The following is an 18,502-nucleotide window of genomic DNA, read 5'->3' on the forward strand; positions in this document are numbered from 1 at the left end:
ATGGAACATGACAATCTCTCGACGCGACCTCGTTAAGTTGGGCATTGCCGCCGGAACGGCTATATCGATCCCGTCTGTCCTGAGAGCACAAACAGCGCCCGCCGACGCTCGGACGGTGCGGATGGTCCTGGGGGACCTCAGCACCTTCGATCCGATCGTTTCGACGGCTTACACAAGCGGCAATCATGGCCTGGCGATTTACGACACGCTGTTTGCGCTTGATTCCAAGTTGAGGCCTCAGCCGCAAATGGTAGGGAAGTGGGGCGTTTCCGACGACAAGAAGAAGTACACGTTTGAGCTTCGGGAAGGCCTGGGTTGGCACGACGGCACTCCCGTCACTGCGGCGGACTGTGTCGCCTCGATCCGTCGCTGGGGCCAGGTGCCGTCCGGCGGAACGCTGATCATGGAGCGGGCCAGGGATATCTCGGCGCAGGACGACAAGACCTTCATCATCTCGCTTAAGGAGCCGCTGGGGCTTCTTATCGAAACCTTAGCGAGCGCGTCTACGCCTCTCCTGTTCATTATGCGCGAGAAGGATGCGAATCGCCCAGCAGCCGAGCAGGTGACCGCGAATATCGGATCCGGGCCGTTCAAGTTCAATCAAGCTCTCGCCAAACCAGGCGCAAGCTTCACCTATGATCGCAATGAAAAGTATATACCACGCCAGGAGCCAGCAGATGGATTCGCTGGCGGGAAGGTCGTGAACGTCGATCGCGTCATCTGGGAGAATATCTCCGATCAGCAGACTTCCTTTGCAGCCTTGCAGTCGGGCGAGGTCGACTTCGTCTACGATCCACCCGCCGATCTTTACCCCGCGATCAAGAGTGATCCCAACCTTGAACTCCAGGCGTTGAACAAGGCAGGCGATGTATATTTCATGCGCATGAATTGTCTGCAGAAGCCGTTCGATAACGTCAAGGCGCGCCAAGCGATGCTTCACCTGATCGATCAGGAGGCAGTCATGCGTACTGTCGCCCCCCAGGAATACATCAGCGCCGTTACTTCATTTTTCGGAAACCAAACACCTTATACCAACGACGAAAATACGGGGTGGTACAAGAAGGGTGGTGACCCGGAAAAGGCCAAGCAGCTCCTCAACGAGGCCGGATATGGGGGCGAGACGGTCGTCATTCTTCAACATACGGGTTGGGCCAGTGGCAACATCATAGCGCAGTTCCTCGCGGCTACGCTGCGAAAAATTGGGATGAACGTCGACCTTGTGCCAGCCGACTCCGCGAAGCGTTCGGAGCTGTTGACGAACGGTAGCTGGAGCATATTCATGACGAACGAGTCCGATTATGACCGCAGCACTCCGGTCAGCAACCCAACTTTAAGCGCGAATGGGGAGGCGGGTTGGTTCGGCTGGCCGAAGAGCGACGAATATGAGGCTCTTCGGGCCAAATGGGCAAATGTCGAAACACTCGAAGAGCGCCAGGCACTGGCCCGCGAGATGCAACGTATTCAGTGGGACATCGTGGGCACCGTTCTACTGGGCTCAGCGCTCTCGCCGATCGCGCGCCGCAAGACGCTCACCGGTCTCATCGAAATGCCGGCGCTCACAGCGATGTGGAACATGCAGAAGGGGGCCTAATGGCTGCCTATATCCTTCGCAGATTAGTTTCGACCATCGCCGTCATGGCGATGGTCGGGATCTTTGTCTTCCTGCTTCTCAGGTTGGCGCCCGGTGATCCAGCCGCCATCATCGCAGGTGAAAGGGCTACGCCACAGGTGCTCGCCGCCATCCGCCAACAACTGGGGCTCAACGAGCCTTTGCTGGTCCAGTTCGTGCATTGGGCGCTCAGCATCCTCGGTGGCGACTTCGGGAGCTCACTTTTTTCGGGGCGACCCGTTCTTGAGCTCATTTCACTGCGGCTGGAGCCGACCATCTCCATTTCGATCCTGACGATCATCTTATCGGTGACGACTGGGGTCTCCTTTGGCATTCTTGCTGCGTGGCGAGCGGGCGGTCTTGTTGACCGCATCCTAACGGCATTCGCGACACTTGGTTTCTCTGTCCCGGTGTTTGTCGTCGGCTTCTTTCTGATATACTTATTCGCTATCGGGGCCCACTGGCTGCCGGTCCAGGGATACGTGCCAATCGAAAACGGCCTAGGGCCTTGGTTTGTGCACCTGATCCTGCCTACATTGGCTCTGGGTCTTCCTTACATCGCTTTCATTGCCAGGGTCACGCGTGCGAGCATGCTTGAGGTTCTGTCGGAAGACTATATGCGAACGGCCGCTGCCAAGGGTGCTTCGTCCTATGCTATGCTTTTTCACCATGCCTTGAAGAATGCCGGCGTTCCAATCCTGACCGTAATCGGCCTAAGCTTCGCCTATCTAATCTCTGGCGTCGTCATCACGGAAACGGTGTTCAACCTACCTGGTATCGGACGTCTGGTCGTCGACGCGCTCAACAGTCGGGACTACCCTATCATTCAAGGCGTGCTCATCCTCGTTTCGGGCGTATACGTGCTCATCAACCTCCTGGTCGATCTTTCCTACACTCTGGTCGACCCCCGCATCCGGTACTGATTATGACACTCCTCTCCGCGCCAATTGAGTATGTCCCGACGGGCCGCCTTCGAATATCCGCCATGTCCCGTCTCGTAAGGCGGCACCCGCTGGTTCTGATAGGCGGCGGTCTCCTGTTGCTTCTGGTCATTCTGGCGCTCGCGGCCCCGCTCTACGCCGGAGATCCTATGAATATGGATCCCTACAAACGCCTCCAGCCGCCTTCCGCCGAGATGTGGTTCGGAACCGACAATCTGGGCCGTGACGTATTTGCCCGAACAATCTTCGGGGCGCGCATCTCCCTCATGGTGGGGCTGATATCAGCGGCTTGTGCGACTCTGGCAGGGCTTCTGATCGGTGTTGTCGCTGGCTATGTCCGCAGCTTTGATAACGTCATCATGCGGCTGATGGACGCCCTGATGTCGATCCCAACGATTCTACTGGCTATCGCGCTTATTGCTCTGACCGGCCCCGGGATCGGCATCCTTATCGTCGCCATCACGATACCCCAGTTGCCGAGCATCACACGGCTGGTTCGCTCGGTGGTTCTGGGTGTGCGGGAGCGTCCCTATGTGGAGGCCGCACTCTGCGGCGGCGCGCGCCTGCCGAAGGTGTTGTGGCGCCATATCCTCCCGAGCACCATTCCGTCTCTTATGGTCCAGAGCGCCATCGTCTGCGCAGATGCGATTCTTACAGAAGCCGGTCTAAGCTTCCTAGGCGTAGGCGTGCCGCCCGAGATTCCGAGCTGGGGCAACATGATCGCCAGTTCGCGCCTGTATCTTGCCGTCGCCCCAATGACCATCTTCGCCCCCGGCATCTGCCTTGCCGTCACGGTCCTTGCCGTCAACCTACTCGGGGATGGTTTGCGCGACCTGTTCGACCCCCGCGGCAAGCGGAGGCGCTAACATGCAGATGCACCAAACCGCAAGCAACGACGTGCTTCTCGACGTTCGAGACCTTGAGACGCACTTTTACGGGGAAGAAAGCGTCACCCGCGCCCTGGGCGGCATCAGCTTCCAGGTGAAGAAAGGCGAAACGCTTGGCGTCGTCGGTGAATCCGGGTGCGGAAAGAGCGTCACCGCCCTCTCCATCCTTCGCCTGCTGCCGAAGCTGAACTCCAGGACTGTCGGCGGCGAGGTACGTTTTCACGGACGCGACCTCCTTGAGCTGTCCGGCCGGGAGATGCGAAAAATCCGCGGCGACCGGATTGCCATGATCTTTCAGGAGCCGATGACGAGCCTGAACCCCGTCTATACGGTCGGCCACCAGATCGCGGAGGCGGTTCAGATCCACACGAAAGCGTCCCGCTCGGCGGCCATGGCAAAGGCCGAAGATATGCTCCGTCTCGTCCGCATCGCGGATCCCGAGCGCCGCGTCAACAACTATCCTCATCAAATGTCGGGCGGCATGCGTCAGCGCGCCATGATCGCCATGGCTCTCGCCTGCTCGCCGGAACTGTTGATCGCCGACGAGCCGACGACCGCGCTCGACGTCACTATCCAGGCGCAGATCCTGCGGCTCATCGTCGATCTTAAAGAGCGCACGGGAACGGCCGTGATGTTCATCACGCATGATCTGGGCGTTGTAGCCGAGACATGCCAACGCGTGATCGTGATGTATGCTGGCCGGATCGTCGAGCAGGCGAACGTGATTGATCTGTTTGCGCGACCTGCGCACCCCTACACCCAGGGCCTCATGCGATCGGTGCCTGATCCGCGGCGCGGCCGACAGCGCCGCCTTCCAGAAATTCCCGGCATTGTCCCAAGCCTGCGCGAGCCCATTGTGGGCTGCAGCTTTGCGCCTCGCTGCCCGTTCGCTATCGACACTTGCCGCGACAAGACGCCCGCCCTGCGTGATGTAGGGTCGAGCCACGCCGCGGCTTGCTGGCGCGCCGAAGAGGTGATGGGCGCATGAACGGTCCTCTGCTGAAAGTCGAGAAGCTGACCAAGCACTATCCGCTTGGCTCGGGAACCTTCAAGAAAAGCGTTCCGCTGATCCGGGCGGTGGAGGATGTATCCTTTTCCGTTGAGGCGGGCGAGACGCTCTGCATCGTCGGCGAATCCGGCTGTGGCAAGTCCACCGTCGCGCGGCTCTTGATGCGACTCGTGGAGCCGACGGGCGGGCGCGTGCTGATCGACGGAACCGATGTTGCGGGCCTCAAGAAGGACGCGCTTCACGCGTGGCGCCGTCGGATGCAGATGGTGTTTCAGGATCCTTACTCGTCGCTAAATCCGCGCCTCACCGCCGGACAGATCATCACCGAGCCCGTCGAGAATTTCGAGCGTCTCAGCCGGAAGCAGCGCCAGGCACTCGCCGCGGACCTGCTCCGAAAAGTCGGAATGTCGCCTGAGATGATGCAGAGGCTCCCGTCCGAATTGTCGGGCGGTCAGCGCCAGCGGCTCGGCATTGCACGCGCCCTGTCGCTCAACCCCTCTCTCATCATCGCCGACGAAGCGGTGTCAGCCCTTGATGTCTCCGTGCAGGCGCAGATCTTGAATCTGCTTCTGGATCTCCAGCAGCAGATGGGCCTCGCCTTCGTATTCATCTCGCATGACCTCGGCGTCGTGGAGCATATCGGCCATCGTGTAGCGGTCATGTATCTGGGGCGGATCGTGGAACTCGCCCCATGCGAGGCGCTCTTCGCCAACCCGGTCCACCCTTACACAGAGGCGCTGATCGCCGCAGCGCCGGTCCCGGATCCGACGCGGGTTCGGCTGGAGGCGCCCGTCGAGGGCGAGGTGCCAAGCCCGATCAATCCGCCGAGCGGATGCGCGTTCCACCCGCGCTGCCCGCTCGCCGTCGAACGTTGCGGCATCGAAGTGCCGCCTCTGGTGCCGATGGCAGACGGACGCGTTGTGGCCTGTCATGTGCGCGCTCCGGCCACGGGCATTCCGAGACAGCCGGATGTGGGCAGTTTTTCGCTCACTCCTCTGGCATAGCCCGTTCCTTCACCCGATCGAAGATCTCGAGCGCACCGCTGACTAGGACACATCGTGCCTAGAAGTGACAAGGATAAACCGATGGATAAACACTCACACGAGAACAATGATCAGGCGGCGGGCGCGAGTAGGCCGACCAGCGCACGCAGCCTCATAGAGTGGCTGCAGAGCGATGAGTTTTCTGAGTTTATCCGGGCGCAGATGCAAGCGTCACATATTCCGGGATTAAGCCTCGCGATCATCGATCAAGGCAGTCTTGTTCATACCGCTGGGTTCGGACTTGCTGACATCGCACTCGGCCGTGCCATGACGCCGCAGACGCTCCTGAATATTGGTTCGATCACCAAAACCATCACCTGTACTGCGGTGATGCAGATGTACGAGCAGGGGAAGCTTGAGCTCGATGTGTCGATCGATAAATACCTGCCGTTCACGGTACGCAACCCGGCTTTTTCGGATCGGCCCATTACGGCGCGCCATCTACTGACCCACACAGCCTCCATTGCGGATAGCCCTTTATTCTGGTCGGGCTATGTTCGCGGTGATCCGCAGGCAGCGCTCCTCGACTGGCTACAGCAGTATTTTACGACCGCTGGCTCGTTCTTCGACGCCAAACGAAATTTCAATGCGTGGGCACCGGGCGGCACCTACCAATACTGCAACGTGGGCTACGGATTGCTTGGGCTGCTTGTGGAGCGATTGAGCGACATGTCCTACCCAGATTACTGTAGGGAACATATTTTCTCACCGCTTGGTATGAATGACGCGCGCTTCCTAATGGCAGGCATGCCGCGCGAGAAGCACGCTACGCTTTATGATTACATCGATGATGGCGATACCTCAAAAGTGAAAATGATTGATCCTGAGTGGTCCGCGCCTGCCGGTCAAAAGGACATGCACGTACCACACTGCCTTTATAGCTACGTTACCTTGTCGGACGGGCTTGCGCGTACCACAGCCTCCGAGCTTGCGCGCTTCCTCATGGCTTACATGCAAGATGGTGTGCTGGAAGGAGAGCGAATACTGCGGGCAGAAACCATCCAGAAAGTCCTAAGCGATCAGCACGTTCAAGGTTTGCGGTCTTCGAGACAGATTCAGGGGCTTACTTGGTGCCAGGGCGATTCGTATCAGGAGGACAGAGCCAAACCTTATGACAGTGCGACTGCGACGTGGTGGCGTGATATCTGGGGGCACGGCGGCAGCGATCCCGGAGTTTCGACCTATATGGGATTTCGCCCCACCGATCGTCGCGGCGTCGTCCTGCTGGCGAACCTCGGCGGCCACCCACCCGCCCGCCCGGAAATTATCGAGCGCATATTCACTTGGACCGGTGATAAACGGTAGAATGCAGGTGATCCAGCTTGCAAAGCACGGGACGGGTCCAGCTTGGTCGCCCGATCTGCGGAGTGGCCCGGGGGCTTTCCGATCGCGCGGCGAGTATGCCCAGGGTTTGGTCGGAAGGCGACAGCCGGGATACCGATGGTGTTTCAGGATCCTTTTCGTCGCTGTACCCGCGCCTCACCGCCGGAACGATTGTCACGGAACCCGGTCGAGAACTCTGAGCGCCTCGGGTCGGGTGGACCTTCTCCGAAAGGTTGGGGTCATAACCATGCCGAGGTCTCAATCGGTGCCGCACGGGCCGCGGGCCAGTTTTGTGAAGAGCGCTAAGTGCGATCGGGATTTGGTAACAACGAGGGACCTATGGGAAAAGATTCTCACGATAACGATCAGTATCCGGCCCAAGCGGGCAATGAATTTGACACGGTCGGCTCGATAGCAACCAACGTGGCAGACGGGTTCACCATGGTAGCAGTTGGCGACCTCATCCTGTCGCGGCCGGTGACCAAATACCAACATCCCGGTTTCCATGAAATCGTGGAGATCCTTCGTGGCGCCGATGTCACGTTCGGCAACATGGAGATGAACATATTCGACATTCGATCGTTCAAGGGAAGTCCGCAAGCGGAGTACGGGGGAGCCTATCTCTTAAGCCTTCCGCAAATCGGGCCTGATTTGAAGGACATGGGCTTCAACGTCGTCAGTCGCGCTACCAACCATACACTCGACTGGGGTGTTGAGGGTATGCGCGAGACCAGCCGAGTGCTCGATGAAAATGGTATCATCCATGCCGGCGCAGGTGAGAATCTTGCCCAAGCCTCTGCCGCTCGTTTCTTGGAAACGGCTCGTGGTCGCGTGGCGTTGGTGTCGTTTGCTTCGTCATTCACACCAATGTCTCCGGCTTGCGATCCGGCCGATGAGGCTCCGGGCCGGCCAGGACTAAATGCCCTACGTTTGGAGAAAAGCATCGTGGTTCCTGCGGAAATGCTCCACGGTTTGAGGCAAGTACGCGATGCCTTACCCGATACTAAGCCCGGCCGTGAGGACCCGAATCGCGTCATGTTGGCCGGGATATTATATAAGGCGGGCGAAAAAGCTGGTTATACCTTCCAGCCAGATGCTCGAGATGTGGCTAACATTCTGCGAAATATTCGCCGAGGAAAGCAGTTCTCTGACTTCTGCATCGCGACGAACCACGGTCACGAACCGGGTGGCTGGTGCCAGGAGGCGCCCGATTACGCGCAATCGTTTGCGCATCGGCTGATTGATTCTGGAGCGGATGCATATATCGGACATGGACCACACCAGTTGCGCGGAATTGAGATCTACAAAGGTCGGCCGATCTTCTATAGTCTTGGAAATTTCTTTTATGATCCTCTCCACACGCCTGCGGGTGCTGACATGTTCGAAGTTTATGGCAAGGACCCTCGGGTGGACACGGATGCCGAGGTGACGGTCGACGAAGAGGCAAAAGGGTACCCGACAGCAGATGGGCTTGTAGGCGCGGTCACCGACCCAGTCCATTACGAGAGCGTAATCACGGTCTGTCGGTTTGAACAGAACCAGCTATCTGAATTGCGACTTTATCCTGTCGAGCTAGGGCGCTCGAAAAGGTTTGCCAACCGGGGTATACCGCGGCTGGTCACCGGGCCACTGGCAAAGGCTATTCTCGAGCGTTTACAGACGCTCTCAAAACCATTCGGGACCGAGATACTCATCGAGAACGATGTTGGAGTCATCAAACTGCGGCCCAACTCGGCGCAATGACGCTGCTCGGATGCGCAAATTCCCGGTTTGAACCAACGGGTGCGCTGACGAGGAGACCAACTTCACTTTAGTTACCAGAATGGTGCATCGGATGCCAAAGATCAACGCAGCGCGGTTGTTATCGGATCTCAGAAGTTTGTCGCAATTTGGCGCCTACCGCACCGGGGTCCATCGCCCGACCTTTTCGAAAGCGGACATGGGAGCTCGCCACTGGCTTGCGCAGCAATACGAAGCCGTAGGGCTTCAGGCGCATATAGATGGGGTCGGCAACGTGTTCGGAATGCCGCGTTCGGAGCGGCCATCGCTGTTGATCGGGTCGCACGCAGAGTCGCAGAATTGTGCAGGATGGCTCGACGGGGCGCTTGGTGTGATTTATGGCCTCGAGATTGCCCGGACCTTTGCGGAAACGCCGGACTGCGCAGCCCTTCCTATCGCACCAGTGGCGTGGGCGGATGAAGAAGGTCACTACGTCTCAATGCTTGGAAGTCGTTCGTTCATTGGTGACATTGACGAGGCGGAGATCGATCGCGCGGTGAATGTCGATCATGGGCTGCCGCTCAGGGACGCACTCTGTGCGGCCGGCCTGTCCGGCGTTCCCCGATCTCTGGTGGAGCCGGGATGCCACGTCGGTTATCTGGAAGCACATGTAGAACAAGGCGATACGCTGGAAGCCTCGAGCAAGCGGATCGGTGTCGTCACGAGCATCGTCGGGCTCTGGCAATACTCCATCGTCTTTCACGGTATCCAGAACCACGCCGGCACGACGCGCATGGCTATCCGAAAGGATGCCGGCGTCGCAGCAGCAATGCTGGCCATGGCTGTTGCCAAGCGATTTCCCGAAGTCGCCGGCACGCGTTCCGTATGGACTACGGGCCGAATTACGCTGGAACCGGGCGCTCCCAACATAATTCCGGGGAAGGCAGAAATGCTGTTCCAGTTCCGGGATTCAGAGATGCCGGTACTTGAGAGCCTTGATGCGGTGCTAAGGGAACTGATTGAAGGTGTCGCGACCAAAACCTGCTGCCGAGTTGATATCGAGCGGACTGAGGCCAGCGAACCTTGGCAGATGGACCGGGCATTCCAGGCGGCGATAGAGAATGCGGCCGCACGCCACGCACCCGGCACCTGCGTAAGGATGCCAAGCGGCGCCGGTCACGACGCACAGGTTGTGGCTCGCAAGCTGAGGGCTGCTATGCTTTTCGTGCCAAGCATCGGCGGTGTCAGCCACCATTGGACCGAAAATACAGATGATGCAGACTTGGTGCTCGGATGCCAGGTGCTGGCTGATGCCGCCGAGATGATTCTGCGCCGCGAAGGTGGGGAGATGTAGGTCAGACGCGGTCAAATTGAACACTGCCAATGCGCGCGCGGCACCTGGCTCGTGCCTCGTGACCACGCGACATTCAAGCATAAATTCCGGTGAACTGCAGCCACAAGACGCCTGACTCGGCGGAGCACAGAATGCAGTAGAAGCGGTCTTATCGGGCCCCAGATGCGCTTACCAAAACGCGGTGTAACGCCGACTGGACCAAATAAGGTGAAGCTGCATGGGAACCCTTATCGGCGAGCACGAGCGCCTGTATCGGAGACACACAATAAATCGCCGTCTTCCCAACGGCACGACCCGGAGATTGAATGTTGCAAAATTTTATTAAACAACTCCGGTTATGGATAAATGAAGCTGTCAATGATTTTTCCAGCGAGCATTCAAACGCACACGTGTCGGCCTGCGGCTTCGTCTTTTTTGATGATGATACTCGTAGCTATTCGATTCCTCCGCATACTGTTTCGTCACCCGATGAGAGGTCTGAGAACGCGCGTTGCAGTCAAAACGCCTTGACGGCTCAGAGCATCATTGAACATCTCATCAGCCAACGCTCCGAGTACATCTCGGCTTCACCAGTCCGGCAGCCCCCAAAGGGGCAGCAACGCATCGGAACTTTTGCGGGTGATCCCCCCGTGGATACGCACCAGCCGTAAGCGCCCTTCGAAAAGCTGTCTTCCCGAGAGTAACCCACGTCATATCCGAGCCTGCGCCCAAGTTCGGACAATGTGTGGGACTGGGAGCGCGAAGCGTGCGGTCAGGATATCAAATCGCAGCCAAGCCATCCGCCGGCTTCGCCGCCTCAGGCAGCGGAACCGTATGTGGCGTCTTTGCCGATTGAACCCGTTGAGCGGTGGGCCGTGCCCCGCGCGGCTCTCGGCCTTGTAGCGCTCGAACCAGCGCGCCACGATCTTCGCCGACACACCATACGTTCGCGCCGCATGGGCTTTGGAAAAGAGGCCTTCTATCACCGCCAGCGCCATCTCCTCTCGACGCAGCGGCGTGAGACGGGCATTCTTATGGATGTTCATTCGGACCCTCCGATGAGAGACAAATGCTCCGGCTTGCCGACCTCGCTGTCGTGCGACAGATTGCCGATCGTATCGTCGTTCTCTATCTCGGCGAAGTAGTCGAGGAAGGCTCGGTCGATCGGGTCCTGTCGGAGCCGCAGCATCCCTATACCAAACGCCTCATCGCCTCAATTCCGGCTTCTACAAAGCACATGCACGGAGCGGCAGATCTTTAGTGTTCGATGGGGTTGCTAGACTATGCCATCCTGCAGCTCATGTCGAATATGGATTGCGAGTCGGGCAGGTGCGTCTGCGGCTGGACGACATCGACTGGTGCGCGGAAGCCCTGCTCATCCGCCATTCATTCCGAGACTGGTGCGCTCGCTTTTGCCGTTGATGCGCTGGGAGAGTCGCTCATCAATTACTTGCGCCACGGGCGTCCACAAACCGACAGCCCGTGAAATCTTCATCCGCTTGCGTCCGCCGCCGTTGCCCGTTATCTCAACCAACTGCGGCTGCGCAGCCCGATAAGTCCGATCTATTATCCGCAAAGACTTCGCAGTTTCCAGGACGTCGTGGTTCGGCGCCAGTTCGCATCGTCGCGGGTAAGCCGAGATGTCCTTGAAGCCTGGCTGCGCGAGCGTGCCGTGCCCACCACGGTCATTGCCGATCAGCTCAGCCCGGATCGTCTCGATGGAGGAGTACATCGCGGTTAGCCGCCAGAACCGCTGGGTCTTGCTCCTTGGCCCCAAATGCCCGGATGATCCGCAGGCCGGTTGCCCCGGTGATGTCGGAGACGATATGGTTGAGCTGGAGGTTGGTCTCTAGATGCCTCCTACTGCATATGCTGGATTTGGCACCGCGTATTCGACGAGCCACTCCCGCTGGCGCAGAGAGAACGCAGTTGCCGCTACTGGCCATCGCACTGACATCTGTCTTCCGCCCCGCGCGTTCTAGACGTAGCGGGCATTCACAAGGATCGCCTTGAACCCATGCTCGACAATCTCGAAGGCCGTTATCAGTCGACTCCACCGCTGCGCTCCTCACTTCCCACGACCGGGACCGCACTTCGCAAGGTCGTGTAGTTGCGTGAACGTACCGAAGGCGCGCACGGACATGTCGCATCTGTCAGGGATCACCGCATCAGATGCACCGCTGCTCCGATGGGGCCGCCGCCGCGCCGGGGCTGACCAACTTCAGGTCCGCGGCAGGCCATTTTGGCCAAGCTCGTGCAATAAGGCAGCGCCTGTCCGAATCCCGCTGTAAAAGCAACTTAGAGTCAGATTTTCGTTCGGCGCGTGGTTTGCCTCGTCATGGTTCGCGTATGGCGTTTCGAAAGCAGGAATGTCGAGAATCTTGGTAAAGACATAGCTTGGCAGGCTCCCGAAGCCCGCTGGGACCAGCAGAGGCTCCTCCCCTTGCGCAGCGACGAAAGCGCGCCGCAGCGGCGCGGTGAAAGAGGAGGCAATGGGCGTCTTCGAGGGGTACATGCTCGTTAGCGCAACGAACTCCACATCGGGCGCGTGTTTTTCCACATGGGCAGCTACCTTGCGAAGAATATCTTGCGGGTCCTGTGCTTGCACGAGGCGTATGTCGCATTTTACGAGGGCGTCGCAGGGCAGGACGCTCTTGGTGCCAGCCCCACCATAGCCGCCATGGAAGCCATTGATAGTCAGTGCCGGGCGGAAGCAGAGACGCTCGTAGAATGGCCTTCCGTCCGGTGCATCGAGCCGGCCGAGATCGAGGCTCAGCATTAGTGCTTCGATATCGAGCGGTAAGCGTTCGACCGCAACAAGATCCTCGTTTGAAGGGGGTTCAATATCATCGTGGAATCCGTCAATCGTGATTTCACCGAAGGCATTCTTCATGGTGCCGAGCAGGTGTACCAACGTCCATATCGGATTGGGCACTACGCCGCCGAAGTTGCCCGAATGCAGGTCGCGACTAGCATGGGTACAGCGTAGCTCAAAACAGACCTCGCCCCGCGAACCGAACTTGATTACAGGTGCGCCGCTCGCATGACGCGGGCCATCAGCAGTGACGACCAGATCAGCCCTTAGGATGTCCTTGTTGGCACGCACGAAATCGGCAATGTGCGGGCTGCCGATCTCCTCTTCACCTTCCAACAACAAGATGACGTTGCACGGCAACCTACCATGCGTCTTTAGGTGAGACTCAATTGCCACGATCTGTGCGAAGTGCTGACCTTTATTATCGCCGGCACCACGGGCAAAGAGCCGACCATCGCGAAGCGTGGGCTCAAATGGCGGCGAAAGCCATTTATCGATCGGGTCAGGCGGCTGCACGTCGTAATGCCCGTAGAGCAGTACCGTCGGTTTATCTGGAGCTTTTTCCCACCGTGCCACAACCATGGGATGCCCCGCTGTTGGCATCAGGTTGGCGTCAAGTCCTATATCCGTCAGCATTTCGACCAGAAGGGCACCTACTTCATCAATACCTATATTATCTGCACTGATGCTTGGGTGACGGAGATAGTCCATCAGACGCTCAAGAAACGTTGTACGGTTTTTCTCAATATGTTCGAAAACCGCATTCAACGCATCGTAAGTTGACATATTTTACCTCATGGAGCGGGAAGCCATCGGATCGCCCGGGGCGCGTATCATTAGTGGTCAGAGTCCCCATGGAAGGATTGGTCGCCGCTGCAACGGCACACGCAATGAAAATTACCGACTTGTCGGACGAGGTCTACAATCAATCCCAATCTTTGCGGCAGTCAAACACTGTTTCGAGATTTGACCCATCTGACAGTTAGATGACGAAATCGGCATATGTACTCGCTGGTGATTCTCGGGTTGTCACTCGGCTCTGCAGCAAAAACGGCGGACACCATTAACGAAATCGGCCGCACCCTCGAAGGATGCGCCGGCTATGAATAAGCACCGAATAAGTACTATTAACATTCTGCTGTTAATAACGAAGCAAAAGCAAGACATAATATGACAGCCCAGGTCATATCCAGAGATTTTTTCGGTTGACCGATTTACAATTCCACATTTAAGCTTAGTACCAGCCTTTAGCTCGAACTTCTGAATTGTGAATTCCCTACAATGTTATTGACGAAAGAAGATTTCACGGACGCCGCCTGGAGGGACTGGAAATTCCATACGCGCAATCTAATCGGAGGAAGGACAAGCTCGGGCAATGGGTTGACCTAATCTATGCGTCACAAGAGGCGATGATGAGGATGTGTCTTGCACAGCATGGACATCGTATCATTCTGCGAGCGAGAGCGACGGTGAGCTTTCGGCGCAGGGTCGCGATCGAGTTTGAGGTGTGTCGCTCGGGCCGAACGGGCGGTCTTATCGGATCTGGGACCGCGGGGAACGGGAGGTTCCTCGCCGCTTTTGGGACGGGGCAGGTGCTGAGGGGGAATAGTCTCCCGTTCGGAGAGGAGGAAGCCGTAAGCCGCTATGCAGAGACTGGCGTGGTGGTGGAAGCCTCGCCAACCCCGGCCCTCGTAATGACCAAGACCCAGCTCCTGCTTCAGTTCGCGATAATCCCGTTCAATCCGCCACCGTAGCTTTGTCGTTGCGACGAGATCACGCAGCGACATCGTTTCCGGGAGGGTGGAAAGCCAGTATTTGAGCGGTTCCTTGTCACCTTCGGGCCATTCCACGAGGAGCCATTCCTCGGCTCGTGGATGGTGAGATTGTAGTCTCTCGAGGCGGGACGAAGACGAGCAGCGGCAAACCGCGATGCGAGCTCGACGTTGCTGCCTCGCGCCAAGTGATGGTCTGCCATGCGTCTGCTGGCAGGCTCTCGGCAAGGGCCTTGGCCGAGACGGGATGATTGATCCGCGCTCCGTTGCATCAGCGAGGGCGGCCGTCCCTTTCCGGTCCAGCCTTGGGCGGCTGTGGCCCTTCGCCTGGGCGCCAGACGCTGAGCGTCGGCTGAACGCCCACGCATAAGCAAGCCCCCAGCTCTGTCAGGCCTTGCCGGAACCCACCATCTGCGCCGTACCGGCATCGGCGAGGATCACGCCTACTGGTGCCTTCGTCGCTACCACGGCATGGATTTGCCCAAGCGCGATTTGTGGCTTGGTTTGGAAGATTATATCGTCCGGGATTCTCGCCTTCTTTCGACGTTCCAGATCGTGCGCCCAGATTTCTGGTAGATAAAGTTGCCAGGCAGACCGGTAAGCTGCCGCCTTCGTTCGCAATCGAAAGACCGACGGCGCCCTGGCAATTGTCCTGCTTGCCAAGCTGACCGCAATATTGACGCGCAACACCGACCGAATGCTTGCCCTTCTTTGGAAAGCCTGTGTCATCGACAATCGATGCGGTGATCGCACCGCCGCGCTCGATCATGCGCGGTAAAGTCTAATCACGAACGCGCGCTATCATCGCTTCATCCGACCAGGGCCCTTGTCCCCACGAAATGCAATAGTGACTGGTGCTTGGCTGAAACGCGCGCTGGCGCCGTTATCGCCGCCGACGGTTTCAACATACCCATCAAATGCCGCCGCTTCGCTGCCGTTCTCGCTGACCATGGCGCTAACCAATCCTGTGAATCAGCAGCCTATCGCAACCCAACCTTCGGCGAATCCCCCGAATAAGCTTCCGTGACTCAGTAAGACTAAGCTTCGACCGTGCGAGACTCGAAAGCTCCGTAAACCTTTGCATAGGCACAGCCGGCATCGGCAGTGACGGTGCTGATGGAGAGCCCCGTCGCCTTCATCGTAGGATCAATCCGCTGGATGATCATCTGCCCTTCGTTGATCTCGCCCGTGGTCGCGGCGACATCCAGGACCACGCCGCGCAGATCATCGACGATGGCATCTTGCAGCAGGCTCCAGCCGGCGATTGCAGCCGTTGGTGGCCGTGCTGGCGTTTGGGTGGGTGACGCAGACCTTCACGGACGACCAGTGGCAAAGAGCGGCGCCTGACAATGAAAGCGCCGCCGGGCTGCCTTCATAGCCGTTCCTCCTTTGTGGCGTCCGCGCGCCACTTCGGCCCTCGCTGTCGCCACTGGCGGACTATCTGCTCAGCATGCTCGGCCGCAGCCGTCTCCCGGGTGCCCAATTCCTTGACAAGGTAGGCGTAGGCTGAGCCGCGACGGCCACCACCGCGTTCGTTGGGGCGCGCCGGCCTTGAGGGCGAGTTGTCGCTGCTTCGCTGCCACCAACGCAGGGCTCACCCACAGATAGTCCTCCTGCTTCGTCAGCATGTGCCAGATCGGCACGGCGAGCTGCGGGCGACCGCGAACCGCTGCAATCTGATGACCGCGCTTGTTGCGGTCCCGCAATCCGGTCTTGGCATCGCCCAGTATGGCCGGATCAGCATGCACGGGCGGTCCCAGGCACGCGCCATGCTGCCGAGGCCGCGTGAGCGGCGGCGAAGGCGCCCGGACCGCTCAGAGCCTTCTTCCTGTGCATCCGACGGGCCGTGATTGCCAGACATTGTCCGTGTGATCGATCGCCGGGCCGAGGAATGCGATTGACAGCCGGTGATCGTCTGAAGCCGGCCGACCTGCGGATCGCGCCATGCCGTGGTGGCACCGTGATCATTGCGGCTGTCGGGGATATCCACCGGTGCGGCGAACTGCAGAATCTGCTGAGCTACTTCGGCCTCAATCCGCGCGTTCGTCGGAAAGCACCTGCCGCTCAAGCCAGGCGCGGCCGCGATTGTTGAACAGGATTGGCATGCGGGCACTTCAGCACGAGGTGAGCCTGCAAGATGCCATGTTCCTCACCCGCGTGCGATGCCGCACGACCTGATTGCGTCGCGCGTCGAGACGGCCAAGCCGCTCGGTCCGCTCGAAACCCCACCTCCGGCAGAAAGCCGCTGGCATGGAGCTGCGCCAGAACCCCGGCCGGGCACAAAGGATTCCTCCAGATCAGAAAAAGCACCGATATACCCGGTCGATTCCGATTACCAGAAAAACGCCCGCGAAAGGGCAGCGGCGCTGGCGGGTTGAAACTCCAGTCGGGGTACGCCCTCTCTGCGTTCCAACGGCAACCCCTAGAGTGCGCGTTCGACCGTTGTTGCTAAGAAAGCCGAGCCGATCCTCACCGTAAGAGCGGCAGCTGGTTCCTATTCGCTAAGGGTCGGAAATGGTTTGATCGACCGATCAATTAAGTCGATAGCATGCTGAAGTATCGCCTCGGTCCGGGCACGGCTGGGTGAAGCGGCGACGACATGTCCGATGCAGTCTCGATAATCGCCTTTTCTGACGATCCGAGCCTTGGGTCCAACATAGAATTTGACCTCGGCGACACCTGACACAGTAGCGGCCTGACTGTCGTCACTGATCCAATCCAGGGTGCCATCAAGCTCAGGGATGAGGAATCGCGCGGCCGCAGTCTGCGACTGGCTTCTGCGCGAATTCCATTCGTCGCCGATGACAAGCCCGATGTGCTCCGTGACGAGATCGACACCGTAAGCCAGCTGAACCAGTAGCGGAACGGGTGCCCCCCCAAGACGCGGATTGACTTCAATGACGACTGGGCCACGCTCGGTCCACCGGAGTTCAATGTCCGTTAGCCCCCATCCAACGTCGAGAGCTCGCAAACAGCTCAGCGAAAACATCGGCGATGCGCTCATGCTCGTCATCAGTCAGCGGGGCCGGAAAGGTCCACTCACGATAGACGAAATGCGGGGGAGGGCCGAAGTCAATGGTGCCAATCCCAATGACCTCATTTCCTATTGTCTCAGCCATGTACTGGGGACCCTGTGCGAATTCTTCGACCAGTATCCTCGGCGAAGACCGCCATACATGCTCCCCGCCCAACAGATAGTTCGTATGTTCGGCCAACTCGTCGACGTCGCGGCACAATCGGACACCGAAGCTGCCGCTGCCTACTGCTGGCTTGACGACCACCGGCACCGATTTCTGCAGCAGCGCTTTCTATTTCCATCAAATTCGCTGCAAGGCGATAAGCAGGTACCGGAACGCCGGCCTTTGCCAGGAGCTGACGGTGAGTGATTTTGTCGGATCGCTGCTCATTCGATCCGGGGTTTGGTCCTGGTAGATCGAAATGCCGGCAGAGGGTGCCAACTGTCGCATAGACCAACTCGCTGGCAGACGTAATGCCAGTAATATCATAGGTCTCACCTAACCGGGAACATTCGCGGATCAGCGCATCGAAACTGCTAGTGTCGACGCGGATTGCTTCGATGCCTTTCGCTGCAAAGTAGTCGTACCGGGATGAATCAGCCGACAGGAAAATTGGATGAAGGCCAAGACGCCGGGCCGCTTGAGCATAGTGCAGACTGTTTCCCCTTGCGCCTTCAATCAGGATGAGTGCTCTTCTTGCCAAGGGTCTTGACTCCGACGTTGCGTGCTTGCGACGATCCCTGCGTAGACCGGCACAGCTTCTTGGCCATGCCCTCGACGCTTTTGCGCGCCACCGGCATCATCAGACCCGTACAATAATCCCGAAGCGGCTCCGCCCGATCGGTGTGGCCGATGACTTCGATCAGTGCTCGAACTCAGCCTTGCGGTGAAAATACCACCGTGACTGATCTTCGGTCGCAAAGATTCTGTGAAGTTATCTGACGCGTCTGTTGCAATCGTTTTGATCACCGGCACTGCGGTACGGAGCGTCCCCACGAAAGGCGGTGGTGCGTCACTTCAGCTTGCGGCGGAAG

General features: G+C 58.6%; 12 protein-coding genes and 5 pseudogenes. 10 read left to right on the forward strand and 7 right to left on the reverse strand.

What is annotated here, in order from left to right; genetic code table 11:
- The first annotated feature begins 7 nt into the window (after nucleotides 1–7).
- The 9 genes from X773_RS69965 to X773_RS76890 all read left to right on the forward strand — a co-directional run bounded on the left by X773_RS69965 (nucleotide 8) and on the right by X773_RS76890 (nucleotide 10,535).
- Nucleotides 8–1,591 carry an ABC transporter substrate-binding protein gene (locus tag X773_RS69965; RefSeq protein WP_023680093.1) on the forward strand — a complete coding sequence of 528 codons (1,584 nt, stop codon included), beginning with the start codon at nucleotides 8–10 and terminating at the stop codon, nucleotides 1,589–1,591.
- On the forward strand, nucleotides 1,591–2,532 hold the full coding sequence (locus X773_RS69970; RefSeq protein ID WP_023680094.1) for an ABC transporter permease: 942 nt from the start codon (nucleotides 1,591–1,593) through the stop codon (nucleotides 2,530–2,532). Before X773_RS69965 ends, X773_RS69970 begins: the two co-directional genes overlap by 1 nt.
- Before the next feature lie 2 nt (nucleotides 2,533–2,534).
- Nucleotides 2,535–3,416: an ABC transporter permease gene (locus tag X773_RS69975; protein ID WP_031212925.1), complete on the forward strand. Its 882-nt coding sequence runs from the start codon at nucleotides 2,535–2,537 to the stop codon at nucleotides 3,414–3,416.
- Nucleotide 3,417: 1 nt separating this feature from the next.
- Nucleotides 3,418–4,425, forward strand: coding sequence for an ABC transporter ATP-binding protein (locus tag X773_RS69980; protein WP_031212927.1), 1,008 nt, complete (start codon nucleotides 3,418–3,420; stop codon nucleotides 4,423–4,425).
- Nucleotides 4,422–5,450 (forward strand): dipeptide ABC transporter ATP-binding protein, encoded by a 1,029-nt coding sequence (locus X773_RS69985; protein ID WP_023680097.1) that lies wholly within the window; start codon nucleotides 4,422–4,424, stop codon nucleotides 5,448–5,450. Before X773_RS69980 ends, X773_RS69985 begins: the two co-directional genes overlap by 4 nt.
- An 81-nt stretch (nucleotides 5,451–5,531) precedes the next feature.
- Complete coding sequence (locus tag X773_RS69990) at nucleotides 5,532–6,794, forward strand: serine hydrolase domain-containing protein (RefSeq protein WP_023680098.1); 1,263 nt, start codon at nucleotides 5,532–5,534, stop codon at nucleotides 6,792–6,794.
- 357 nt (nucleotides 6,795–7,151) lie between these two features.
- Entirely contained in the window at nucleotides 7,152–8,555 is a 1,404-nt protein-coding gene (locus X773_RS69995) for a CapA family protein (RefSeq protein WP_023680099.1), read from the forward strand.
- A 91-nt stretch (nucleotides 8,556–8,646) separates the two neighbouring features.
- Nucleotides 8,647–9,885, forward strand: a complete 1,239-nt coding sequence (locus X773_RS70000; RefSeq protein ID WP_023680100.1) for a hydantoinase/carbamoylase family amidase — start codon at nucleotides 8,647–8,649, stop codon at nucleotides 9,883–9,885.
- Nucleotides 9,886–10,190: 305 nt separating this feature from the next.
- A complete protein-coding gene (locus X773_RS76890; RefSeq protein ID WP_156937467.1) occupies nucleotides 10,191–10,535 on the forward strand; it encodes a hypothetical protein in 345 nt (114 codons plus the stop codon).
- Nucleotides 10,536–10,754: 219 nt separating this feature from the next.
- Here X773_RS76890 and X773_RS75530 read toward each other — a convergent pair.
- A pseudogene (locus X773_RS75530) lies at nucleotides 10,755–10,910 on the reverse strand (leucine zipper domain-containing protein); the annotation flags it as partial.
- Between the two features lie 23 nt (nucleotides 10,911–10,933).
- Here X773_RS75530 and X773_RS75535 point away from each other — a divergent pair.
- Complete coding sequence (locus X773_RS75535) at nucleotides 10,934–11,125, forward strand: hypothetical protein (protein WP_084641731.1); 192 nt, start codon at nucleotides 10,934–10,936, stop codon at nucleotides 11,123–11,125.
- 114 nt (nucleotides 11,126–11,239) lie between these two features.
- Here X773_RS75535 and X773_RS76900 read toward each other — a convergent pair whose 3' ends face one another.
- The 6 genes and pseudogenes from X773_RS76900 to X773_RS78600 form a co-directional block, all read right to left on the reverse strand.
- The gene (locus X773_RS76900; protein ID WP_031212931.1) at nucleotides 11,240–11,596 is read right to left on the reverse strand and encodes a hypothetical protein; all 357 of its coding nucleotides are present in this window, start codon (nucleotides 11,594–11,596) and stop codon (nucleotides 11,240–11,242) included.
- Nucleotides 11,597–12,085: 489 nt separating this feature from the next.
- A complete protein-coding gene (locus X773_RS70015; protein WP_023680106.1) occupies nucleotides 12,086–13,465 on the reverse strand; it encodes a M20/M25/M40 family metallo-hydrolase in 1,380 nt (459 codons plus the stop codon).
- Between the two features lie 812 nt (nucleotides 13,466–14,277).
- Nucleotides 14,278–15,353: pseudogene (locus X773_RS78590) on the reverse strand (IS701 family transposase); the annotation flags it as partial.
- Nucleotides 15,354–15,494: 141 nt separating this feature from the next.
- A pseudogene (locus X773_RS78595) lies at nucleotides 15,495–15,765 on the reverse strand (IS5/IS1182 family transposase); the annotation flags it as partial.
- Between the two features lie 1,180 nt (nucleotides 15,766–16,945).
- Nucleotides 16,946–18,171 (reverse strand): annotated as a pseudogene (locus X773_RS70035) (acetyl-CoA carboxylase biotin carboxylase subunit family protein).
- A gap of 52 nt (nucleotides 18,172–18,223) precedes the next feature.
- Nucleotides 18,224–18,322: pseudogene (locus X773_RS78600) on the reverse strand (hypothetical protein); the annotation flags it as partial.
- Nucleotides 18,323–18,502 lie beyond the last annotated feature (180 nt).

Origin of the sequence: Mesorhizobium sp. LSJC280B00 (assembly GCF_000502835.1) — a bacterium.
Taxonomy (GTDB): domain Bacteria; phylum Pseudomonadota; class Alphaproteobacteria; order Rhizobiales; family Rhizobiaceae; genus Mesorhizobium.